The organism is Neisseria sp. HMSC70E02, from assembly GCF_001838645.1.
Taxonomy (GTDB): domain Bacteria; phylum Pseudomonadota; class Gammaproteobacteria; order Burkholderiales; family Neisseriaceae; genus Neisseria; species Neisseria macacae.
In genome coordinates this window covers 27,488-48,714 of the sequence record NZ_KV838125.1, presented here as the reverse complement: position 1 = coordinate 48,714, position 21,227 = coordinate 27,488, and the positions used below count along the sequence as shown (strand labels likewise).

The window sequence follows — 21,227 nt, the reverse complement described above, 5'->3', positions numbered from 1 at the left end:
CGCCGTACTGGTTTAAAGTTAATCCACTATATATTTGCCGCTTATGGTTTGATGGTACAATGCTGGTCGTCTGAAACGCGCTGAACTGTGTTTCAGACGACTGTTGCAGCCCTAAAGTGTTTCCGTATTTGCATGAAGTGCCGAAACGCATTCGGGTTGGTTTGGGAGGCTGAATTTTTGCCGCCTCCCACCCGATACGCCGAAGCAAGAAGAAAGACAAACGTCCTCATGAAAACAGATGTGTTAAAACAGCAGGCGCATGCCGCCATTCAGAATAAACTGGGTTACCATTTCAAAGATACCGCGCTTTTGCAGCAGGCGCTGACCCACCGCAGCTACCATGCGAAAAACAACGAACGTTTCGAGTTTGTCGGCGATTCGATTTTGAACTACACCGTCGCCAAAATGTTGTTTGACGCGTTCCCCAAGCTGACCGAAGGCGAGTTGTCGCGTTTGCGCGCGAGCTTGGTCAATGAAGGCGTGTTGGCGGAAATCGCTTTGGAAATGAATGTCGGTGACGGGCTTTATTTGGGCGCGGGCGAGTTGAAAAGCGGCGGATTCAGACGACCCTCCATCCTTGCCGATGCTATGGAAGCGATGTTTGCCGCCGTCAGCTTTGATGCGGATTTCGCCGAGGCGGAGAAAGTGGTGCGGCACTTGTTCGCCGAACGCGTCAAACGCGCCGATTTCAAAACGCAGGGCAAAGACAACAAAACCGCCCTGCAAGAAGCCCTCCAAGCCCGCCGCCTTGCCTTGCCCAAATACCGCATCGAGGAACAAATTGGTCATGCCAATGACAGTATGTTCCTGATTTCATGCGACTTGGGCGAACTGGGTTTCATCTGCAAAGCACAAGGCAGCAGCCGCAAAGTTGCCGAGCAGCAAGCCGCCAAAGAAGCGCTGCAATGGCTCGAGCAACATCATCCTTTGAAAAAAGCGAAAAAATAGCCGATTTATTTTTCAGACGACCTAGGGTCTGACGACATTCAATAGTTTCCATGTTTTTTTATCGCCAAAGCGGCATCTTCCGCTTTGCGAACAAAAATCCACTTGGACAATTAAATCTCGACAGCCCCTATGACAAGACAAAAAGGTCGTCTGAAACGTCAAACAGAAAGCCATCATGGACATCGAAACCTTCCTGCAAAACGAATCCAGCCATCCCACCGACTACCGCTGCGGCTTCGTCGCTATTGTCGGCCGCCCCAACGTCGGCAAGTCCACGCTGATGAACCACCTCATCGGGCAAAAAATCAGCATCACCAGTAAAAAAGCCCAAACCACGCGCAACCGCGTTACCGGCATTTACACCGACGACACCGCCCAATTCGTTTTCGTCGATACCCCCGGTTTCCAAACCAAACACCGCAACGCTCTGAATGACCGCCTCAATCAAAACGTCACCGAAGCGTTGAGCAGTGTCGATGCCGTCGTTTTCGTCGTCGAAGCCATGCGCTTTACCGATGCCGACCGCATCGTGATGAAACAACTGCCGACAAACACGCCCGTCATCCTCGTCATCAACAAAATCGACAAAAACAAAGCGGGCAGCAGCGGTTTGCAGGAATTTATCGACCAAATCAGCGCAGAATTCAAATTTGCAGGGCATGAAACCGTCAGCGCCAAACACGGATTGGGCATCGCCAACCTGCTCGCGCGCCTCAGACCTTACCTGCCCCAAAGCGTGCCGATGTATCCGGAAGAAATGGTGACCGACCGTTCCAGCCGTTTCCTCGCCACCGAAATCGTGCGCGAAAAACTGTTCCGCTACCTCGGCGAAGAGCTGCCCTACGCCATGAATGTGGAAATCGAACAATTCGAAGAAGAGGAAAACGGCCTCTACCGAATCTACATCGCCGTATTGGTCGATAAAGACAGCCAAAAAGCCATATTAATCGGCAAAGGCGGGGAAAAACTGAAAAAAATCTCCACCGAAGCCCGCCTCGATATGGAAAAACTGTTTGATACCAAAGTGTTTTTAAAGGTTTGGGTCAAGGTCAAATCAGGCTGGGCGGACGACGTGCGCTTCCTCAGGGAATTGGGTTTGTAGGTCGTCTGAAAATACAGTCTCAAATAAACAAAGGTCGTCTGAAAACAAGCATTGCAAGTTTTCAGACGACCTTTTTTATGGTTAAGCAATCAGTTCTTCATCGACTGTACCGGCGCGGGAATCCTGCCACCGCGATTGACGAACACTTCGCACGAACCTTCTTTAACCGGCATCACGGGCGCGTAGCCCAACAGGCCGCCGAACTCGACGCTGTCGCCGACGGTTTTGCCCGTTACCGGAATGATGCGCACCGCGGTGGTTTTGCTGTTGATCATGCCGATGGCGGCTTCATCGGCGATGATGCCGGAAATCGTGTGCGCGGGCGTGTCGCCGGGAACGGCAATCATGTCCAGTCCGACAGAACAAACGGCGGTCATTGCTTCAAGTTTGTCCAGCGTCAGCACGCCTGCTTCGGCGGCGGCAATCATGCCTTCGTCTTCGGAAACGGGAATAAACGCACCGCTCAAACCGCCTACCGCGCTGGAAGCCATCATGCCGCCTTTTTTCACGGCATCGTTCAGCAATGCCAAGGCAGCCGTCGTGCCGTGCGTACCGCAGACGCTCAAGCCCATTTCTTCAAGGATGCGCGCCACCGAGTCGCCGACGGCGGGGGTCGGCGCCAGCGACAAATCGAGAATGCCGAACGGGATGCCGAGTATTTTCGAGGCTTCGCGGCCGATGAGTTCGCCCACGCGGGTGATTTTGAAGGCGGTTTTCTTCACGACTTCGGCAACTTCGGTCAGGCTGACCGCGTTCGAATTTTCCAGCGCGGCTTTGACCACGCCCGGCCCCGATACGCCGACATTGATAACGGCGTCCGCTTCGCCCGCACCGTGAAACGCGCCCGCCATAAACGGATTGTCTTCCACCGCGTTGCAGAACACGACGATTTTGGCGCAGCCGAAACCTTCGGGCGTGATTTCCGCCGTGCGTTTGATGGTTTCGCCCGCCAGTTTGACCGCATCCATATTGATGCCGGCGCGCGTGCTGCCGATATTGATGGAGCTGCACACGATGTTGGTAGTCTTCATCGCCTCAGGAATGGAGCGGATTAACACCTCGTCTGAAGGCGACATGCCTTTTTGCACCAACGCGGAAAAGCCGCCGATAAAAGACACGCCGATGGCTTTGGCTGCCTTGTCCAAAGTCTGCGCCACGCTGACGTAAGAATCGGCTTTGGTCGCCGCTGCGATTTGGGCAATCGGCGTGACGGAAATACGCTGATTCACAATCGGCACGCCGTATTTGGCGGAAAGGTGTTTCGCCGTAGCGACCAAATCTTTGCCGACAGTGGTGATTTTGTTGTAAATATTTTGGTTCAACACATCGATGTCGGTTCTGATACAGTCGTGCAAATCAATGCCTATGGTAATGGTGCGGACGTCGAAATGCTGGTCGGCAACCATTTTGACGGTTTCAAGTATCTCATTACTGTGGAAATTGTTCATGGGACTCGGCCTTTCTTGCAGGTCGTCTGAAAAATATTTTTAGACGACCTTCGATTAGACTTTAAGCTTGACATACATATGCTCTTGCGTGCCTTCAGCAGTTTTTCGCATCTCGTAATCAAACACATCAGAATATTTTTTTACTAAATCGGTAAATTTCTTACAACCGTAATTACGTGGGTCAAAATCTACCTGCAAGCGTTTCCAAGTGGCACCGAATGCAGTCATAGCCATCCATTCACTATCCGCATGTTCGAAAATTTTATGTATAGTTTCCAACGGTAGTTTGTGCTCAAATTGTTCGGCAATTTTCGGTTGAGCTTGAGCATTTTCGGGAGAGGCTGTTTGAATCTGTTTCTCTGCTGGTTTCTGTGGTTTATCGGTTACTGTTTCTTTTTGTGCGGGTTCAGGCATCAAGTTTTCTACATAGATAAATTGGCTGCACGCATTACGGAAAGCTTCAGGCGTTTGCTTTTTGCCGAAACCGTAAACTGTTACACCTTGTTCCTTCAACCGGATAGCCAGTGCAGTAAAGTCACTATCACTAGATACCAAACAAAAACCATCAAAACGGCCGGTATAGAGTAAATCCATCGCATCAATAATCATAAAACCGTCAGTGGCATTTTTACCTGTGGTGTAGGCGAATTGCTGCATAGGTTTGATAGCATGCTCATTAATGACAGCTTTCCATTTACCGTTGTCACCAACAAAGTTACCATAGATGCGTTTTACCATTGCTTCACCGAATTTAGTTGTTTCTTCTAAAATCGCATCAATGGTTTGCGCTGACGCATTATCAGCATCAATTAAAACAGCCAGCCGTGCAGATTTCTCTTCAGCTACATTAAAACTAATTTTATTTTTTGACATAATTTTAGAGTTCCTAAAATCAAATGCGATGCATGGCTTGGAAGATTTCTTCGTTTTGCATGCGGATGTCGAGCGCGAGTTTTTTGCTCTCTTCCGCAAACAAATCCAGCATTTCCTGCCGCGATTTGGGGCATTTCGAGGTATCCACCAAGATAATCATGGTGAAGAAATCGTCCATCAGCTGCTGGCTGATATTGAGGATGTTGATTTGGTTTTCCGCCAAAATTCTGGAAACGTCGTACACGATGCCGACGCGGTCTTTGCCGATGACAGTGATGACTGAATTGTTCATAAGTCAGGGTCCTTGCAGGGGTCGTCTGAAAAATCTGGTTCGGGAATTATAGCACCGCTTTAAAATAAGATGGCTTGGATTGTTGACAATTTTCAGGTTCTGTCGGTTGGGGCGGCTGCGTATTGAATAGGATGGGCTGAGGATGATCGGCAGGTTTGCGATTGGGGGATTTTGGGGAAACCGATATTAATTTGTTCAAATATCCATGCAAACAGGCGTACCCAAACACGTCAATTTGCGTATAATGGCGCAAATTCCGATTAACCGATTCATGTAAATAAGGATTAAACCATGACATCTATCCACGACCAAATCAAAGAAGTTGTTACCACACACCGCGTTGTTTTGTTTATGAAGGGTACGAAGCAGTTTCCGCAATGCGGCTTCTCTTCACGCGCCGTACAAATCCTCAGCGCCGCAGGCTGCACTGATTACGTTACCGTGAATGTTTTGGAAAACGATGCTGTCCGCCAAGGTATCAAAGAATACAGCGATTGGCCGACCATCCCGCAACTCTACGTAAACGGAGAGTTTGTCGGCGGTTCCGATATTTTGATGGAAATGTACGAAGCAGGTGAGCTGCAAGAATTGCTGAAAGCTTGATTTGTCTGATACGGAATCATGAAGAGGTCGTCTGAAATATTTCAGACGACCTCTTTTCATTTTAACCAAGACTCAAGAGGGGTTTATTCCTCGGGACGTTCGCCGTCGGTGTCGTCCAGTTTGCCTTCGGTGATATCGATGTTGATGCCCACGGCAGCGCGGATTTTGGCGTCGATTTCGTTAGCGATTTCCGGGTTTTCTTTCAACCATACGCGGACGTTGTCTTTGCCTTGTCCGATTTTGGCGCCGTTGTAGCTGTACCATGCGCCTGATTTTTCAACGATGTCGTATTTGACACCGAGGTCGATCAGTTCGCCTTCCCAGCTTACGCCTTCGCCGTACAGGATATCGAATTCGGCTTGGCGGAACGGAGGGGCGACTTTGTTTTTGATGACTTTGACTTTGGTTTCGTTGCCGATGACGTCGTCGCCTTTTTTGATTTGTCCGGTTCGGCGGATGTCAAGGCGGACGGAGGCGTAGAATTTGAGGGCGTTACCGCCGGTGGTGGTTTCGGGGCTGCCGAACATCACGCCGATTTTCATGCGGATTTGGTTGATGAAGACGACCAGTGTGTTGGTGCGTTTGATGTGGCCGGTCAGTTTGCGCAGGGCTTGGCTCATCAGACGGGCTTGCAGGCCGACGTGGCTGTCGCCCATTTCGCCTTCGATTTCGGCTTTGGGGACGAGGGCGGCTACGGAGTCGACAACGACCATGTCCACGCCACCGGAACGTACCAGCGTGTCGCAGATTTCCAGAGCCTGTTCGCCGGTATCGGGTTGGGAGAGGTAGAGTTCTTCTACTTTAACGCCGAGTTTGCGGGCGTAAACAGGGTCGAAGGCGTGTTCGGCGTCGATAAAGGCGCAGATACCGCCGTTTTTCTGGCATTGGGCGATGGCTTCGAGACAGAGTGTGGTTTTACCGGAGGATTCGGGGCCGAAGATTTCTACAACGCGACCGCGCGGCAGACCGCCGACGCCGAGCGCCAAGTCCACACCGAGCGAACCGGTGGAGATGACGTCAAGGTTTTCTTCTTGCTGGCTGCCGTCCATTTTCATGATGGAACCTTTGCCGAAGTTTTTTTCAATTTGGGCAAGGGCGGCGGCTAGGGCTTTGCTTTTTTCGTCTGACATAGTGTTGTTCTCGTTTGATGTTGATGAATTTAGCTAAGAATTTGTTTAGCTATTATCTCATAAATTAAGAAAAAGTATAGTTTATTTCGATTTTATTTTGGAGTGTAGGTGGGCTTACTCGGAAGATTTTAAATAACTATTTGTTTATAATGATATTAAATATTTTCTAGTTTTTGATAGTATCGGTGTTGCAGATTTTATTTGTCGCAGAGGTCGTCTGAAAAATCGACTGTGGTTTTCAGACGACCCCTTGCCCAATCCAATCACTTGCACACGGCGGATACTTTGATTTCGACCGCCCATTCCGGTTTGGCGAGTTTGGCCTCGATACAGGCGCGGGCAGAGGCGCGGCCGGGGGCTGTCCAGGCATCCCAGGCTTCGTTCATGGCGGCGTAGTCGTTCATATCGGTCAGGAAGATGGTGGCTTCGAGGATGTGTGCTTTGTCGGAGCCGCATTCTTCAAGCCAGCGGTCGATTTGTGCCAGGACATTTTCGGTCTGGGCTTTGGCATCGGCTTCGGGATTTTCGGGAACCATGCCTGAGAGGAAGACGAATCCTCCGGCGCAGACGGCTTCGGAGTAGCGTTCGGTGGTACCGAGGTATCGGATATTCATTTGATATTCCTTGAGGTTGGGCGCACGGGGCATTCTGTCCTGTTGTCGGATTTCGGTTTTCCGATTTTGTCGGAACAGGATGGCGGATATTGGGCAGGGGCTTATGGTAACATTCAGCTTGATTGTCTGCCACAGCAGGCGGGCTGTTTTGTTGTTTTTGAAAAGATGCGGAAACTATTTTTACGCGTCATTGTCATATTGGTTTTAGGTCGTCTGAATATTATTGGAACTGCATCATGAGCAAAAATACCGATTATCCGGTTACTCCTGCCGTCCGTTTCCTGCGTACACATCAAATTGATTTTGAGCCTTATATTTATGTTTATGAGGAACACGGCGGGACAGGGCAGTTTGCACAGTTGTTCGGTGTGGACGAGCATCAGGTGGTCAAAACCATCGTGTTGCAAAACGAAGCGAAGAAAGGGCTGGTTGTCGTAATGCACGGCGACAAGCAGATTTCCACACGCAATCTGGCGCGCGATTTGGGCATGAAACACATCGAGCCTGCCGATCCGAAACAGGCAAACAAATGGACGGGTTATCTGGTGGGCGGGACGACGCCTTTCGGTATGAAAAACCGGTTGCCTGTGTATGTTGAAAAAAGTATTTGGGATTTGGAGAAAGTTTATATCAACGGCGGCAAGCGCGGATTTATCATCGGTATCAGTCCGCAGGCTTTGCGGGCTTTGAATCCGCAGGATGTACAGGTCGCCGTCTAAAGGGATGCAAAACGGTTTTAAGTCGGGAAACGCAGATTCGGGCAAATTTGAAGGTTTTATAAAAAGAACACAATGCCTGATTTTATATCTGTTTTCATTCTGTCAAACAGCCTGTTGGCGTGATTTCACGGTATCGGGCTTTGGCAAACACAAACCAAAGAGGCACACCCTAATATGGAAAACCGTAATTTTTATGAAATTCTCGGCATTTCGGCGGATGCGGACATTGCAGAAATCAGAAAAGCCTATCGCGATTCGGCAATGAAATACCATCCCGATCGTAATCCCGGCAATCCCGAAGCGGAAGAGCGTTTTAAGGAAATCCGTCAGGCTTACGATACGCTGGTCGATCCCGAACGTCGGGCATGGTACGACGAGTCGCTCCGTGAATTCAGCGGTAGAAGCGGGCAGACCGCCAGCCAGCAGACCGGTAGCGAACATACGGCGGAAGCGCCGCGCCAAGACGGCGACCGGACTTACGTGATGGCGATGTATGCCTTGTTTGCCTTGGCATTTGCGACCTTGGTAATGCCTGTTGCCGGCATCGTTTTGGCGTATGTAAAACGTGGCGATATGGGCGACTCGGTTTATAATAACCATGCAGACTATCTGATTAAAACCTTCTGGGGCGGTCTGGCGGGGTTTGTTTTGAGTAAAATCACCGCGTTTATCGGCATCGACTCTGTGTTGCTGTTTTTGGTATCGGTTTGGTTTGCTTACCGTCTGGCGGCAGGTTTTGTCAGACTGACGGACAACAAGCGTATGTCTTTGGATACTTGGTTCTAAGCACAACCGTCCGCCTTGTTTTCAGACGACCTTCGCATCCCGGGGTCGTCTGAAATTTTTGTATGGGTTGTTTGCGGGAAACTAAATATCAAAACAGGACACCAAGAAAGTCGTCTGAAAATTTGTCCACGCATCCGACACATTCAATCAAAGGAAAAACATGATTTATTTATTGGCAAGCATACTGTGCAGCGTGTCTGTGTCGGTTTTGCTCAAATTGGCGCGTAAGAACAAAATCGACGTCGCGCAGGCGGTGGCGGTGAACTACATCGTCGCAGTGGCGTTGACGGCTTGGGTGTTGAAACCCGATTTGAGCAATCCGAAAGCCTTTTTGCCGACTTGGTGGCTGTTCGGCGCGCTGGGCGTGCTGCTGCCTTCGGTGTTTGTGATTATGGGCAAGGCGGTCGATGCGGCGGGTATCGTCAAGTCTGATGCGGCGCAGCGTTTGTCTTTGATATTGCCGATTATTTCCGCGTTCGTGATTTTTGGCGAAGCCTTGACCGAAGGGCGGCTGATAGGCATCGTTTTGGCGTTTGTGGCTCTGTTCTGCCTGTTGTGGAAAGCCGACGGCGGCAAGAAATCGGGCGGATTGGGTACGCAAATCACGCTGCTCGCGGGCGTTTGGGCGGGCTACGGCATCATCGACATCCTCTTCAAACAGCTTGCCAAAAGCGGTACGGCGTTTTCCGGCAACCTCTTGGTCGCCTTCAGCCTTGCCGGTATTTTGATGTTCGGCTACCTTTTCTCCCAATCGACCAAATGGACGAAAGAAGGCATTATCGGTGGCATAGTTTTGGGCGGTTTGAACTTTGCCAACATCGTTACCTACATCACCGCCCACCAAATGATGAAAGACAACCCGACGCTGGTCTTCGCAGGCATGAACATCGGCGTCATCGTCTTGGGAACACTGGTCGGCGCGATGGCGTTTAAAGAAAAAATCAGCAGCATCAACGCCGCAGGCATCAGCGTCGCCGTCTGCGCCATCGCCTGTTTATTTTACTGGCCGCAGATACGGGGACTGGTCGGTATGTAAGCATGTAAAAAGGTCGTCTGAAAAAGGTTTCAGACGACCTTTTACCTTTCGGGTGGGAGTGTTTTTCCTGCTTTGATAACAACGGCGCATTTGCAGCTAGACAACCCACGCAAAACGGTCTAATGTTCCGCCTGCATATGCACATTACTTGATAAACCAACGAATGAGAAGGTAAGAGAAATGACTGTCCGTATCGAACACGATTTGCTGGGCGATCGCGAAATCCCCGCCGAGGCGTATTGGGGCATCCATACTTTGCGCGCGGTGGAAAACTTTAAAATTTCCAATCAAAAAATTTCCGACGTGCCGCAGTTTGTCCGCAGCATGGTGATGGTGAAAAAAGCGACCGCGCAGGCAAACGGCGAGCTGGGCGCGGTGAAGCCCGAAATCGCCGTCGCCATTGAAAAGGCTTGCGACGAAGTGTTGCTCAAAGGCCGCTGCCTCGACCAATTCCCGTCCGACGTGTATCAGGGCGGCGCGGGAACTTCGGTCAACATGAACACCAACGAAGTCATCGCCAACCTTGCTTTGGAAATATTGGGCTACGAAAAAGGCCGCTACGACATCGTCAATCCGATGGATCATGTGAACGCCAGCCAGTCTACCAACGACGCGTATCCGACCGGCTTCAGGCTGGCGGTGTATTACAGCGTCGGTGAACTGCTGGAAAAACTGGCCTTGCTGAAAGACGCGTTTGCCGCCAAAGCCGATGAATTTAAAGATGTTTTGAAAATGGGGCGTACTCAGCTTCAAGATGCCGTACCGATGACGGCGGGGCAGGAATTCCAATCTTTCCAAGTGTTGCTGGAAGAAGAGATTTTGAATCTGGACCGCACGCGCGCCCTGCTTTTGGAAGTCAACTTGGGTGCAACCGCCATCGGCACGGGTGTGAACACGCCGAAAGGCTACGCGGCTTTGGCGGTGAAAAAATTGTCCGAAGTCAGCGGCTTGGATTGCAAACTGACCGAAAACCTGATTGAAGCGACTTCCGATTGCGGCGCGTATGTGATGGTACACGGCGCATTGAAGCGTACGGCGGTGAAATTATCGAAAATCTGTAACGACTTGCGCCTTTTGTCGTCCGGCCCGCGCGCCGGTTTGAAAGAGATTAACCTGCCGGAAATGCAGGCAGGTTCGTCGATTATGCCCGCCAAAGTCAACCCCGTGATTCCCGAAGTGGTCAACCAAGTCTGCTTCAAAGTCATCGGCAACGACACCACCATCACCTTCGCCGCCGAAGCGGGGCAGTTGCAATTAAACGTGATGGAGCCGGTCATCGCGCAATGTATGTTTGAAACCATCTCTCTCTTGGGCAACGCTGCGGTAAACCTTGCCGAAAAATGCGTCAAAGGCATTACCGTCAACCGCGAAATCTGCGAACGCTATGTGTTCAACTCCATCGGCCTGGTCACTTACCTGAACCCGTATATCGGCCATGAAAACGGCGATTTGGTCGGCAAAATCTGCGCCCAAACCGGCAAAGGCGTGCGCGAAGTCGTGCTCGAACGCGGCCTGTTGAGCGAAGCGGAACTCGACCGCATCCTGTCACCCGAAAACCTGATGAACCCGCATTTGTAAGATAGGGCATAAAGAAAAGGTCGTCTGAAAACGGAATTGCCGTTTCAGACGACCTTTTTTTATAGTGGATTAAATTTAAGTCAGGACAAGACGACGAAGCCGCAGACAGTACAGGTAGTACGGTAAGGAGAGGTAACGCCGTACTGGTTTAAAGTTAATCCACTATATTTGTTCAAATTCTTATTTCAACATCAAAATCGCAGCCACCGCCGCAGCCGTGACTACTAAGGCGGCAATCAGTTTGGTGGCGGAAGCAAATTTCAAGGCAACGGTTTGCCCCTCGATAGACTTGTAGCCGCTGATCATCGGGCGGATCAAATCTTTTTTCTTCAAAAACTTATACGCCAAGACCGTAACGATGTGTAAGCCTGCCAATGCCGCCAGTAGGTTGAAGAAATTGACGTGGATTTTGCGCATCAGGCTACCCGTGTCCGAGCTGACCAAATGGTTCAGATAGCCGCTGTCGGTAAACGTGTTTTCATCGGCGGCAAACAAGCCCGTCGTCGCTTGAAGTAAAACCGCCGCAATCAGCGCAATGACCATCAGCGCGCCCAAAGGGTTGTGTCCGGGCTGCTCATTTTCCGTCAGGCTGCCTTGCAGGTAGCGGCGGATGGATGACGGGCCGCGCACGAATTGCGAAAAACGCGCCGTATCGCTGCCCCACAAGCCCCAACACAGGCGGAAGATAATCAGCCCCGCCACCAGCAGTCCGCAGCGCAAGTGCCAAACCAGCATCCCGCCGCCTGCCTGCGCGCTGTACCACATAAATCCGACTGACAAGACCAAGAGCCAGTGAAACAGGCGCGTTGGCAAATCCCAGACTTTGACTTTTTGTTTCATTAAATATTCCTTGTTGTGCGGTTGTAGTGTTCCTATACGGGGCGGTAGAATCGTGAAAACAACAGTCGATAAAAGACATCCTCTTTTCGCCACGCATCCGCTATTTTATCCCAAACTCAGGCAGATTGATGATGAACCCGTCCTATACGCTCCCCGATACGCTCGATTTTTTTCAGACGACCTCGCAATTTCCCGACGTATTCACCCCGCGCCAAGCGGAGTCGCACAAAGGGACATACGGCACGCTCGCCGTCGTCGGCGGCGCATCGGGCATGAGCGGAGCCGTTGTTCTCGCTTCTACCGCCGCGATTTATCAAGGCAGCGGCAAAGTGTGGTCAGGCTTCAATCAAACCGCCTTGCCCTTCGCCATCATCCCCGAACGCCCCGAAATCATGCTGGCGACTGCCGAAGACCTGCTGAAACGCAAGGACATCAGCGCATGGGCGGTCGGCTGCGGCATGGGTTTGGGCGAAACCGCCAACCGAATCTTAAATACCGTGTTGACGCACAATCAAGATGCACCGTTGTTGCTTGATGCCGACGCACTGACTTTGCTGGCAAGGTCGCATCCCGAAACCCGCGAAGCAGCACAAAAGCGCGGTAATCTGGTTCTGACCCCGCACCCTGCCGAAGCCGCCCGCCTGCTCGGTACATCCACACAAGCCATCCAGCAAAATAGAATGTCCGCCGTCCAAACCATCAGCGCAACATTCCAAGCCGTAACCGTCCTAAAAGGACACCGCACACTGGTCGCCGCGCCCGACAGTACGGTCTATACCAACCCAAGCGGCAACGCCGGACTTGCCACTGCAGGCAGCGGCGACGTGTTAAGCGGCATCATCGGCAGCCTGCTCGCACAAGGCATTGCCCCATTCCAAGCTGCTTGTGCCGGCGTATGGTTGCACGGCGCAGCGGCGGATGTCATCAAACATTCATCGGGCGTAGAAACCGGTATGCTCGCAGGCGAAATCGCACCTGTCGCCAGATGGTTGAGAAATCGGCTGATGACGAATAAAACAAAAAATTGAGCAGGAAGGAGGTCGTCTGAAAACGGCTTTCAGACGACCTATGTGTTGTTATTAGATAAAAAAGGGAAAAAATGAAACCGAATATTTTTGATATAGCCACTAAAGAACTAAGTCAGGATGCTTTTATTACTTGGCTATTGATGTTTGCCGATGAGGGATGCAAAGGGGAAGATGAGGCTTTAAATGAATGTGCGCGGGAATTTGTTACAGAATTAATCAAATCACACTATCCGAATTTTGATGAAAAAATTACTTCTGTGAAAGCAGGGAGGCAAAGGGAAAATATTGATATATGGGCTGAGGTGAATGATAAATATTTTATTGTAATTGAAGACAAAACCAATACTAAGGAGCATTCTAATCAGCTAAACCGGTATAGGGAAGCTGCGGAGAGAATGGCGGAAAGCAAAAGCGTTGTCTGCATTTATATAAAAACCGGTAATGAAAACAAAGCCAGCCTGACAAGAGTGGAAAATAAAGGGTTCAAGGTTTTCGACAGGAAAAACCTTATTCGTATCCTCGAACGATATACAGATATAAAGAATAATATCTTTATAGATTTTCTCGAGCGGATTAAAAGGCTGGAGGAGAAAAATAATCAATTTGGAGAGATAGCCATTACGGAATGGCAGAGTAGTGATTGGCAGGGATTTTTTCAATTTTTAGAAAATGAATTACCAGCGCCAGATATGTGGTGGGATTATGCAAATAACCCCAGTGGCGGTTTTTGGTGGTATGCCTTTTCTAAATTGCCGTTGACAGACAAAAATTTTATTTATATGCAGTTGGAGCAAAGTAAGGCAAGGCTTTGCTTTAAGGTCAATATATCTGACGAGAGTGTTGAAAACGATAGAAGACAAATACGAAATAAACTTTTTAAGTTGTTTATATCGGAAGCTCGTAAAGAAGGTTTCTTCGAGATTAAAAAACCGGAAAGGTTTGGGAAGGGGAAAACCATGACGTTTGCCGTGGTTGAACGAGAGGGTTGGTTTGGTAACGATAAATTGGATAGGGAGAGTGTTATTAAAAATATTCTGAAGTATCAGGAATTTTTTATAGCGTTCCAGAAAAAATTCAAAGCTGATACGCAGTCTCCAAAGCAGGCACAAATACCCAGTTTACGTTTTAAAAAATAATACAGAAAGGATTTCAGACGACCTCCCCATCCGTTTGAAATCCTCCCTCGTCCCGATTAAACTGCCGACTTGCTCTTTTACCATCATCCTTATTTTATCCATCACACACCATGTCCAAACCGCTCATCATCCGCTGGCTCGTCGTCTGCCTGATACCCTTGGCGACGCTTGCCGTTTTCGCCGTCAATCCACCCGAAGACGCGGCGCAACACTTAATCAACGGCATCATCCTTGCTTGCGAAGCGACGTTTCTGTTCAAATTCGTCCTTTTCGACACCATCAAGCATCATCTTAAGCAAGAGTTTGATTTGAAACGTCAAACCATGCTGCTTTTTATTCCGATCATTTTGCTGATTGTGTATTTGTTCCACTATTTCGGCGCGTTTTAGTTTTGAAAAGGTCGTCTGAAACCGATTTCAGACGACCTCGAGTCTTTTATGAATACACACGCTTTTCCTGTTTGTTGGATTTTTTGCAACGTCATCGACAATTTCGGCGACATCGGCGTTTCCTTGCGGCTTGCCCGTGTTTTGCACCGTGAACTCGGTTGGCAGGTGCATTTGTGGACGGACGATGTGTCCGCCTTGCGTGCGCTTTGTCCCGATTTGCCCGACGTTCCCTGCGTTCATCAGGATATTCATGTCCGCACTTGGCATTCTGAAGCGGCAGACATGGATACTGCGTCCGTTCCCGATGTCGTCATCGAAACTTTCGCCTGCGACCTGCCCGAAAACGTGTTGCACATTATCCGCCAACACAAGCCGCTTTGGCTGAATTGGGAGTATTTGAGCGCGGAAGAAAGCAATGAAAGGCTGCACCTGATGCCTTCGCCGCAAGAGGGTGTTCAAAAATATTTTTGGTTTATGGGTTTCAGCGAAAAAAGCGGCGGGCTGATACGCGAACGCGATTACCGTGATGCCGTCCGTTTTGATAGCGAAGCCTTGCGAGAGCGGCTGATGCTTCCAGAAAAAAATGCCCCCGAATGGCTGCTTTTCGGCTACCGGAGCGATGTTTGGGCAAAATGGCTGGACATGTGGCAACAGGCAGGCAGCCCGATAACCCTGCTGCTGGCAGGTACGCAAATCATCGACAGCCTCAAACAAAGCGGCGTCATTCCGCAAAACGCCCTGCAAAACGACGGCGATGTTTTTCAGACGACCTCAGTCCGCCTCGTCAAAATCCCTTTCGTGCCGCAACAGGATTTCGACAAACTGCTGCACCTCGCCGACTGCGCCGTGATACGCGGCGAAGACAGTTTCGTCCGCGCCCAGCTTGCCGGCAAGCCCTTCTTTTGGCACATCTACCCGCAAGACGAGCATGTCCATCTCGACAAACTCCACGCCTTTTGGGATAAGGCACATGGTTTCTACACGCCCGAAACCGCCTCGGCACACCGCCGCCTTTCAGACGACCTCAACGGCAAAGAGGCATTATCCGCCACGCAGCGCGTAGAATGTTGGCAAATCCTGCAACAACACCAAAACGACTGGCGGCAAGGTGCGGAGGATTGGAGCCGTTATCTTTTCGAGCAGCCTTCCGCCCCCGAAAAACTCGCCGCCTTTATTTCAAAGCTTAAAAAAATACGCTAAAATAGCGCGTTTATTTACAACCGATTTGATTGGACAATACATGAAAACAGCACAAGAACTGCGCGCCGGCAACGTATTCATGGTCGGCAACGATCCTATGGTCGTTCAAAAAACCGAATACATCAAAGGCGGCCGCTCTTCCGCCAAAGTCAGCATGAAACTGAAAAACCTGCTGACCGGTGCCGCTTCCGAAACCATTTACAAAGCCGACGACAAATTCGACGTCGTCATCCTGTCCCGCAAAAACTGTACTTACAGCTACTTTGCCGACCCTATGTACGTCTTCATGGACGAAGAATTCAACCAATACGAAATCGAAGCCGACAACATCGGCGACGCGTTGAAATTCATCGTTGACGGCATGGAAGACCAATGCGAAGTGACCTTCTACGAAGGCAACCCTATTTCTGTCGAACTGCCTACCATCATCGTACGCGAAGTTGAATACACCGAGCCTGCCGTTAAAGGCGATACTTCCGGCAAAGTGATGAAAACCGCGCGTCTGGTCGGCGGCACTGAAATCCAAGTGATGTCTTACATCGAAAACGGCGACAAAGTCGAAATCGATACCCGTACCGGCGAATTCCGCAAACGCGCTTAAGCATCAGCTGCGGTTCAAGATAAAAGGTCGTCTGAAAAGTTTCAGACGACCTTTTGCCATCTCAGCGTGTTAAGTCAAGGCGCGAATCTTAAATAAGATGGGACAATGTTCCCTTTGAATCTGCACTCAGCACCATTATTACGAATATCAAGCCGAATCATGATGCGGACGATAAAGAGGGTCGTCTGAAAACAGAAAAGGGGGTATCAAGGCTGTTTTCAGACGACCTTTGCTTGATGGATGGAGGTTTTACGGCTTCCTTTATCCGTTTCGGAATAAGCAATATAAAAAAGTATTCTTTGTGTTTGCCGCAATTTCACTTAGAATGCGGCTCTTGCACACTTTTTCTTCAGGAGAGGATTATGTTGAAAAAATTCGTACTCGGCGGCATGACCGCATTGGTTTTGGCAGCCTGCGGCGGAGAGGGCGGCAGCGCGTCTTCTTCTGCTCCCGCCCAATCTGCCAACGCTTCCGGTTCTTTAATCGAGCGTATCAACAATAAAGGTACGATTACCGTCGGTACCGAAGGCACTTACGCGCCGTTTACCTACCACGACAAAGACGGCAAGCTGACCGGCTACGATGTGGAAGTTACCCGCGCCGTTGCCGACAAACTGGGCGTGAAAGTCGAATTTAAAGAAACGCAATGGGATTCGATGATGGCGGGTTTGAAAGCGGGACGTTTCGACGTGGTGGCAAACCAAGTCGGTTTGACCAGCCCCGAACGCCAAGCGACATTCGACAAATCCGAGCCGTATAGCTGGAGCGGTGCGGTCTTGGTTGCGCGCAAAGACAGCAACATCAAATCCATTGACGACATCAAAGGCGTCAAAACTGCGCAATCCCTGACCAGCAATTACGGCGAAAAAGCCAAAGCGGCAGGAGCGGAACTCGTACCGGTGGACGGTTTGGCGCAATCGCTGACCCTGATTGAACAAAAACGCGCCGATGCGACTTTGAACGATGAGTTGGCAGTTTTAGACTATCTGAAGAAAAACCCGAATGCGGGCGTGAAAATCGTTTGGTCTGCTCCTGCCGATGAAAAAGTCGGTTCCGGCTTGATTGTCAATAAAGGCAATGATGAAGTCGTAGCGAAATTCAGCACGGCAATCAACGAGCTGAAAGCTGACGGCACGCTGAAAAAACTGGGTGAACAATTCTTCGGAAAAGACATCAGTGTTAAATAATTTTCTTGCTTCGCTGCCGTTTATGACGGAAACACGCGCCGACATGATTGTCAGCGCGTTTTTGCCTATGGTCAAAGCCGGTTTTATGGTGTCGCTGCCGTTGGCGGTGGCGTCGTTCCTGATCGGGATGGTGATTGCCATCGCCGTGGCTTTGGTGCGGATTATGCCTTCGGGCGGCATTGTACGGAAAATCCTGCTGAAACTGGTGGAAACTTATATTTCCATCATCAGGGGGACGCCGCTGTTGGTGCAGCTTGTGATTGTGTTTTACGGACTGCCGTCCGTCGGTATTTTCATTGATCCGATTCCCGCCGCCATCATCGGTTTCTCGCTCAATGTCGGCGCATATGCTTCCGAAACCATACGTGCAGCGATTTTGTCCGTGCCTAAAGGGCAGTGGGAAGCGGGTTTCTCCATCGGCATGACCTATATGCAGACTTTCCGCCGCATCGTCGCGCCGCAGGCATTCCGCGTCGCCGTGCCGCCTTTAAGCAACGAGTTTATCGGCTTGTTCAAAAATACCTCGCTCGCGGCGGTGGTGACGGTAACGGAATTGTTCCGCGTCGCGCAGGAAACGGCAAACCGTACCTACGACTTCTTGCCCGTCTATATCGAAGCTGCTTTGGTTTACTGGTGTTTCTGCAAAGTGCTGTTCCTGATTCAGGCGCGCTTGGAAAAACGCTTCGACCGCTATGTCGCCAAATAAGGGGAAGCTATGATTAAAATCCGCAATATCCGCAAAACCTTCGGCGAAAACACCATTTTGCGCGGCATCGATTTGGATGTCGGCAAAGGGCAGGTGGTCGTCATCCTCGGGCCATCCGGTTCGGGTAAAACGACGTTTCTGCGCTGCTTAAACGCGCTGGAAATGCCCGAAGACGGACAAATCGAGTTCGACAACGAGCGACCGCTGAAAATCGATTTTTCTAAAAAACCATCGAAGCATGACATCTTGGCGCTGCGTCGCAAATCCGGCATGGTGTTCCAACAATACAATCTCTTCCCGCACAAAACCGCGTTGGAAAACGTAATGGAAGGTCCGGTTGCCGTACAAGGCAAGCCTGCCGCCCAAGCGCGCGAAGAAGCTTTGAAATTGCTGGAAAAAGTCGGCTTGGGCGACAAGGTTAACCTTTATCCCTACCAGCTTTCCGGCGGTCAGCAACAGCGCGTCGGTATCGCCCGCGCATTGGCGATTCAGCCCGAGCTGATGTTGTTTGACGAACCCACTTCCGCTCTAGATCCCGAATTGGTGCAAGACGTATTGAACGCCATGAAAGAATTGGCGCAGGAAGGCTGGACGATGGTTGTCGTGACCCACGAAATCAAGTTTGCGCTGGAAGTCGCTACTACCGTCGTCGTCATGGACGGCGGCGTCATTGTAGAGCAGGGTAGTCCGAAAGAGTTGTTCGACCACCCCAAACACGAGCGTACGCGGAAATTTCTGCAACAAATCCGTAAGGATTCGGCAGATTATCGACATTAAGCCGTTTCGTTACATCAAAGGTCGTCTGAAAACGGACAGAGCGGGTTTCGCTCATACCGTCCGCCGTTTTCAGACGACCTTTTTCCATCATGGATTCACATTGAAACGCTACGGCATCAACGAACGGCGACATCACGCTGTTTTCGCTATAAAATACCGCCTTTCCCATTTTTCCGCCCGTCCCTTACCATCATGATTGAAATCAAGAACCTCACCCTTCAACGCGGTTTGAAAGCCCTGCTCGACAAAGCCAATGCCACCGTCAATCCCGGTCAGCGCGTCGGTTTGATCGGTAAAAACGGGACGGGCAAATCTAGCCTGTTTGCCTTAATCAAGGGTGAAATCACTCAGGACGGCGGCGATATCTCGATTCCGAAAAATTGGCGGATGGCTTCCGTTTCCCAAGAAACACCCGACTTGGACATCTCCGCATTGGACTACGTTTTGCAGGGCGATGCCGAGTTGCAGGCTTTTCAGACGACCTTGGCGCAGGCGGAAGCGCAAAATGATGGCATGAAGCAGGCGGAATACCATGCCAAATTGGAAGAAATCGACGCTTATACCGCGCCGGCCCGTGCAGCGAAATTGTTGAACGGATTGGGTTTTTCGCAAGAAGAACACAGCCGTCCCGTCAAATCCTTTTCCGGCGGCTGGCGTATGCGCCTGAATCTTGCGCAAGCCCTGATTTGCCGCGCCGATTTGCTCTTGCTTGACGAACCGACCAACCACTTGGATTTGGAAACCGTCTTGTGGCTGGAAAACCACCTTGCCTCTTTATCTTGCACGCAAATCATCATTTCCCACGACCGTGATTTCCTCAATGCGGCCACCACCCAAACCATCGAATTGTCCCAGCAAAAGCTCACGCAATACGGCGGCAATTACGATTTTTACCAAAACGAACGTGCACAACGCCTGGCGCAACAACAAGCCGCCTATGTCAAACAGCAGGCGCAAATCAAACATCTGCAATCGTTTATCGACCGCTTCAAAGCCAAAGCTACCAAAGCCGTTCAAGCGCAAAGCCGCATGAAGGCGTTGGCGAAGCTCGAACGCATCGCTCCCGCGCATCTGGACAGCGAGTTTTCCTTTGAGTTTTACAATCCCGACCATCTGCCCAATCCCTTACTGAAGCTGGAGCACGCTGATTTGGGTTACGAAGGAAAAACCGTTTTGCACGACATTACCCTGTCGCTGGAGAGCGGCGCACGTTACGGGCTATTGGGTGTCAACGGCAGCGGTAAATCTACGTTTATCAAAGCTTTGGCAGGCAAAATCGATTTGCTCTCCGGCAGCATCGTCCGTTCCGAAAAACTCAATATCGGCTATTTTGCCCAACACCAGCTCGACACCATCCGCGCCGACCAAAGCCCTGTTTGGCACATTCAGCAGCTTTCTCCCGATGTGCGCGAACAAGAAATCAGAAATTTCCTCGGCGGCTTCAACTTTGTCGGCGATATGGCGTTGCAGAAAACCGAACCCTTTTCCGGCGGAGAAAAAGCCCGTCTCGCTCTTGCCATGATTATCTGGCAAAAACCGAATTTGCTGCTGCTTGACGAGCCGACCAACCATTTGGACTTGGATATGCGCCACGCTCTGACGCTCGCGCTGCAAAGTTTCCAAGGCGCCTTAATCGTCGTATCGCACGACCGCAGCCTGCTTGAAGCCACTACCGACAGCTTCTTCCTGATTGACAAAGGTCGTCTGAAAAACTTTGACGGCGATTTAAACGATTATCGTCAATGGAGGTTGGCGCAGGAAAACGCCACAACCGCGCCTGCCGCTTCCGCGCAAAGCCAAAACCGCAAAGACACCAAGCGTATCGAAGCACAAATCCGTCAAGAAAAAGCCCGACGCGGCAAGCCGATACAGCAAAAAATCGACAAAGCCGAAAAAGAAATGGCGCAGCTTTCCGAAATTCAAACGGCATGTGAAACATTTTTGGCACAAGAGGAAGCCTATTCGGACGAAAATAAAACAAAATTACAACAAACCCTCGCACAATTAACAGAAATTAAAGTAAAATTAACACAAATAGAAGAAAACTGGCTTTTGTGGCAGGAAGAGCTGGAGCAAATCCTGACGGAAATCGACGTAGAATTTACATAACTATAAATACTTCGCAGCGAGGGTTTCCGTACTTGCCTTCAGAAGCCGCCAAAAATACAGTTCGGCATGGTCATTTCAGACCGTCGGACTGTATATAGTGGATTAACTTTAAATCAGGACAAGGC

22 protein-coding genes and 1 pseudogene are annotated in these 21,227 nt (G+C 50.3%); 17 read left to right on the top strand and 6 right to left on the bottom strand.

Annotated features, from left to right (window positions below; all coding sequences use genetic code 11):
* The first annotated feature begins 228 nt into the window (after positions 1-228).
* Together rnc and era are read left to right on the top strand one after the other, a co-directional pair.
* Positions 229-948: a ribonuclease III gene (rnc, locus tag HMPREF3277_RS11620; protein WP_003758637.1), complete on the top strand. Its 720-nt coding sequence runs from the start codon at positions 229-231 to the stop codon at positions 946-948.
* A 175-nt stretch (positions 949-1,123) separates the two neighbouring features.
* The gene (gene era, locus HMPREF3277_RS11615; protein WP_070679116.1) at positions 1,124-2,050 is read left to right on the top strand and encodes a GTPase Era; all 927 of its coding nucleotides are present in this window, start codon (positions 1,124-1,126) and stop codon (positions 2,048-2,050) included.
* 89 nt (positions 2,051-2,139) lie between these two features.
* On the opposite strand, the gene HMPREF3277_RS11610 is transcribed toward era, so the two are convergent.
* Genes HMPREF3277_RS11610 through HMPREF3277_RS11600 form a run of 3 tightly spaced genes read right to left on the bottom strand, consistent with a single transcriptional unit; the run spans position 2,140 to position 4,663 of the window.
* Positions 2,140-3,498: a PFL family protein gene (locus HMPREF3277_RS11610; protein WP_070871205.1), complete on the bottom strand. Its 1,359-nt coding sequence runs from the start codon at positions 3,496-3,498 to the stop codon at positions 2,140-2,142.
* Between the two features lie 54 nt (positions 3,499-3,552).
* Entirely contained in the window at positions 3,553-4,371 is an 819-nt protein-coding gene (locus tag HMPREF3277_RS11605; protein WP_003765467.1) for an NYN domain-containing protein, read from the bottom strand.
* A 19-nt stretch (positions 4,372-4,390) separates the two neighbouring features.
* Positions 4,391-4,663 (bottom strand): ACT domain-containing protein, encoded by a 273-nt coding sequence (locus HMPREF3277_RS11600; RefSeq protein WP_003765481.1) that lies wholly within the window; start codon positions 4,661-4,663, stop codon positions 4,391-4,393.
* Between the two features lie 291 nt (positions 4,664-4,954).
* Here HMPREF3277_RS11600 and grxD point away from each other — a divergent pair, with 291 nt between their 5' ends.
* The gene (gene grxD, locus HMPREF3277_RS11595) at positions 4,955-5,266 is read left to right on the top strand and encodes a Grx4 family monothiol glutaredoxin (protein WP_003758621.1); all 312 of its coding nucleotides are present in this window, start codon (positions 4,955-4,957) and stop codon (positions 5,264-5,266) included.
* An 83-nt stretch (positions 5,267-5,349) separates the two neighbouring features.
* Here grxD and recA read toward each other — a convergent pair whose 3' ends face one another.
* Positions 5,350-6,396, bottom strand: coding sequence for a recombinase RecA (gene recA, locus HMPREF3277_RS11590; protein WP_003758619.1), 1,047 nt, complete (start codon positions 6,394-6,396; stop codon positions 5,350-5,352).
* 263 nt (positions 6,397-6,659) lie between these two features.
* Entirely contained in the window at positions 6,660-7,010 is a 351-nt protein-coding gene (locus HMPREF3277_RS11585; RefSeq protein ID WP_070871204.1) for a RidA family protein, read from the bottom strand.
* Positions 7,011-7,246: 236 nt separating this feature from the next.
* Here HMPREF3277_RS11585 and ybaK point away from each other — a divergent pair, with 236 nt between their 5' ends.
* The 5 genes and pseudogenes from ybaK to HMPREF3277_RS15425 all read left to right on the top strand — a co-directional run.
* Positions 7,247-7,729 carry a Cys-tRNA(Pro) deacylase gene (gene ybaK, locus HMPREF3277_RS11575; protein WP_070871203.1) on the top strand — a complete coding sequence of 161 codons (483 nt, stop codon included), beginning with the start codon at positions 7,247-7,249 and terminating at the stop codon, positions 7,727-7,729.
* Between the two features lie 174 nt (positions 7,730-7,903).
* Positions 7,904-8,515, top strand: a complete 612-nt coding sequence (locus tag HMPREF3277_RS11570; protein ID WP_003765505.1) for a DnaJ domain-containing protein — start codon at positions 7,904-7,906, stop codon at positions 8,513-8,515.
* A gap of 160 nt (positions 8,516-8,675) precedes the next feature.
* Entirely contained in the window at positions 8,676-9,551 is an 876-nt protein-coding gene (locus HMPREF3277_RS11565; RefSeq protein ID WP_049222676.1) for a DMT family transporter, read from the top strand.
* Between the two features lie 180 nt (positions 9,552-9,731).
* Positions 9,732-11,129 carry an aspartate ammonia-lyase gene (aspA, locus tag HMPREF3277_RS11560; RefSeq protein ID WP_070871202.1) on the top strand — a complete coding sequence of 466 codons (1,398 nt, stop codon included), beginning with the start codon at positions 9,732-9,734 and terminating at the stop codon, positions 11,127-11,129.
* 60 nt (positions 11,130-11,189) lie between these two features.
* A pseudogene (locus HMPREF3277_RS15425) lies at positions 11,190-11,252 on the top strand (transposase); the annotation flags it as partial.
* A gap of 57 nt (positions 11,253-11,309) precedes the next feature.
* Here HMPREF3277_RS15425 and HMPREF3277_RS11555 read toward each other — a convergent pair.
* Positions 11,310-11,969: a cytochrome b/b6 domain-containing protein gene (locus tag HMPREF3277_RS11555; RefSeq protein ID WP_070871201.1), complete on the bottom strand. Its 660-nt coding sequence runs from the start codon at positions 11,967-11,969 to the stop codon at positions 11,310-11,312.
* 128 nt (positions 11,970-12,097) lie between these two features.
* On the opposite strand from HMPREF3277_RS11555, the gene HMPREF3277_RS11550 reads away from it, so the two are divergent.
* The 9 genes from HMPREF3277_RS11550 to HMPREF3277_RS11510 all read left to right on the top strand — a co-directional run bounded on the left by HMPREF3277_RS11550 (position 12,098) and on the right by HMPREF3277_RS11510 (position 21,102).
* Positions 12,098-12,997 (top strand): NAD(P)H-hydrate dehydratase, encoded by a 900-nt coding sequence (locus tag HMPREF3277_RS11550; RefSeq protein ID WP_070871200.1) that lies wholly within the window; start codon positions 12,098-12,100, stop codon positions 12,995-12,997.
* 71 nt (positions 12,998-13,068) lie between these two features.
* Complete coding sequence (locus HMPREF3277_RS11545) at positions 13,069-14,133, top strand: PD-(D/E)XK nuclease family protein (RefSeq protein WP_070871199.1); 1,065 nt, start codon at positions 13,069-13,071, stop codon at positions 14,131-14,133.
* A gap of 110 nt (positions 14,134-14,243) precedes the next feature.
* Positions 14,244-14,522 carry a hypothetical protein gene (locus HMPREF3277_RS11540; protein ID WP_070871198.1) on the top strand — a complete coding sequence of 93 codons (279 nt, stop codon included), beginning with the start codon at positions 14,244-14,246 and terminating at the stop codon, positions 14,520-14,522.
* 48 nt (positions 14,523-14,570) lie between these two features.
* Positions 14,571-15,722, top strand: a complete 1,152-nt coding sequence (earP, locus tag HMPREF3277_RS11535; protein ID WP_070871197.1) for an elongation factor P maturation arginine rhamnosyltransferase EarP — start codon at positions 14,571-14,573, stop codon at positions 15,720-15,722.
* A gap of 40 nt (positions 15,723-15,762) precedes the next feature.
* The gene (gene efp, locus HMPREF3277_RS11530; protein ID WP_002219406.1) at positions 15,763-16,323 is read left to right on the top strand and encodes an elongation factor P; all 561 of its coding nucleotides are present in this window, start codon (positions 15,763-15,765) and stop codon (positions 16,321-16,323) included.
* Positions 16,324-16,685: 362 nt separating this feature from the next.
* Complete coding sequence (locus HMPREF3277_RS11525) at positions 16,686-17,510, top strand: amino acid ABC transporter substrate-binding protein (RefSeq protein ID WP_003765704.1); 825 nt, start codon at positions 16,686-16,688, stop codon at positions 17,508-17,510.
* Positions 17,500-18,216, top strand: coding sequence for an amino acid ABC transporter permease (locus tag HMPREF3277_RS11520; RefSeq protein WP_003765700.1), 717 nt, complete (start codon positions 17,500-17,502; stop codon positions 18,214-18,216). Before HMPREF3277_RS11525 ends, HMPREF3277_RS11520 begins: the two co-directional genes overlap by 11 nt.
* 9 nt (positions 18,217-18,225) lie before the next feature.
* Positions 18,226-18,993: an amino acid ABC transporter ATP-binding protein gene (locus HMPREF3277_RS11515; RefSeq protein ID WP_070442627.1), complete on the top strand. Its 768-nt coding sequence runs from the start codon at positions 18,226-18,228 to the stop codon at positions 18,991-18,993.
* Positions 18,994-19,185: 192 nt separating this feature from the next.
* Positions 19,186-21,102 carry an ATP-binding cassette domain-containing protein gene (locus HMPREF3277_RS11510; RefSeq protein WP_070871196.1) on the top strand — a complete coding sequence of 639 codons (1,917 nt, stop codon included), beginning with the start codon at positions 19,186-19,188 and terminating at the stop codon, positions 21,100-21,102.
* Positions 21,103-21,227: the final 125 nt, after the last annotated feature.

Coding starts and splice junctions, on each gene's coding strand:
- grxD (WP_003758621.1), top strand. CDS start 4,955: ATGACATCTATCCACGACCAAATCAAAGAAGTTGTTACCACACACCGC.
- HMPREF3277_RS11510 (WP_070871196.1), top strand. CDS start 19,186: ATGATTGAAATCAAGAACCTCACCCTTCAACGCGGTTTGAAAGCCCTG.
- efp (WP_002219406.1), top strand. CDS start 15,763: ATGAAAACAGCACAAGAACTGCGCGCCGGCAACGTATTCATGGTCGGC.
- HMPREF3277_RS11545 (WP_070871199.1), top strand. CDS start 13,069: ATGAAACCGAATATTTTTGATATAGCCACTAAAGAACTAAGTCAGGAT.
- aspA (WP_070871202.1), top strand. CDS start 9,732: ATGACTGTCCGTATCGAACACGATTTGCTGGGCGATCGCGAAATCCCC.
- HMPREF3277_RS11585 (WP_070871204.1), bottom strand. CDS start 7,010: ATGAATATCCGATACCTCGGTACCACCGAACGCTACTCCGAAGCCGTC.
- HMPREF3277_RS11515 (WP_070442627.1), top strand. CDS start 18,226: ATGATTAAAATCCGCAATATCCGCAAAACCTTCGGCGAAAACACCATT.
- HMPREF3277_RS11610 (WP_070871205.1), bottom strand. CDS start 3,498: ATGAACAATTTCCACAGTAATGAGATACTTGAAACCGTCAAAATGGTT.
- ybaK (WP_070871203.1), top strand. CDS start 7,247: ATGAGCAAAAATACCGATTATCCGGTTACTCCTGCCGTCCGTTTCCTG.
- rnc (WP_003758637.1), top strand. CDS start 229: ATGAAAACAGATGTGTTAAAACAGCAGGCGCATGCCGCCATTCAGAAT.
- HMPREF3277_RS11605 (WP_003765467.1), bottom strand. CDS start 4,371: ATGTCAAAAAATAAAATTAGTTTTAATGTAGCTGAAGAGAAATCTGCA.
- HMPREF3277_RS11550 (WP_070871200.1), top strand. CDS start 12,098: ATGATGAACCCGTCCTATACGCTCCCCGATACGCTCGATTTTTTTCAG.
- HMPREF3277_RS11570 (WP_003765505.1), top strand. CDS start 7,904: ATGGAAAACCGTAATTTTTATGAAATTCTCGGCATTTCGGCGGATGCG.
- HMPREF3277_RS11540 (WP_070871198.1), top strand. CDS start 14,244: ATGTCCAAACCGCTCATCATCCGCTGGCTCGTCGTCTGCCTGATACCC.
- HMPREF3277_RS11555 (WP_070871201.1), bottom strand. CDS start 11,969: ATGAAACAAAAAGTCAAAGTCTGGGATTTGCCAACGCGCCTGTTTCAC.
- earP (WP_070871197.1), top strand. CDS start 14,571: ATGAATACACACGCTTTTCCTGTTTGTTGGATTTTTTGCAACGTCATC.
- HMPREF3277_RS11525 (WP_003765704.1), top strand. CDS start 16,686: ATGTTGAAAAAATTCGTACTCGGCGGCATGACCGCATTGGTTTTGGCA.
- era (WP_070679116.1), top strand. CDS start 1,124: ATGGACATCGAAACCTTCCTGCAAAACGAATCCAGCCATCCCACCGAC.
- recA (WP_003758619.1), bottom strand. CDS start 6,396: ATGTCAGACGAAAAAAGCAAAGCCCTAGCCGCCGCCCTTGCCCAAATT.
- HMPREF3277_RS11600 (WP_003765481.1), bottom strand. CDS start 4,663: ATGAACAATTCAGTCATCACTGTCATCGGCAAAGACCGCGTCGGCATC.
- HMPREF3277_RS11565 (WP_049222676.1), top strand. CDS start 8,676: ATGATTTATTTATTGGCAAGCATACTGTGCAGCGTGTCTGTGTCGGTT.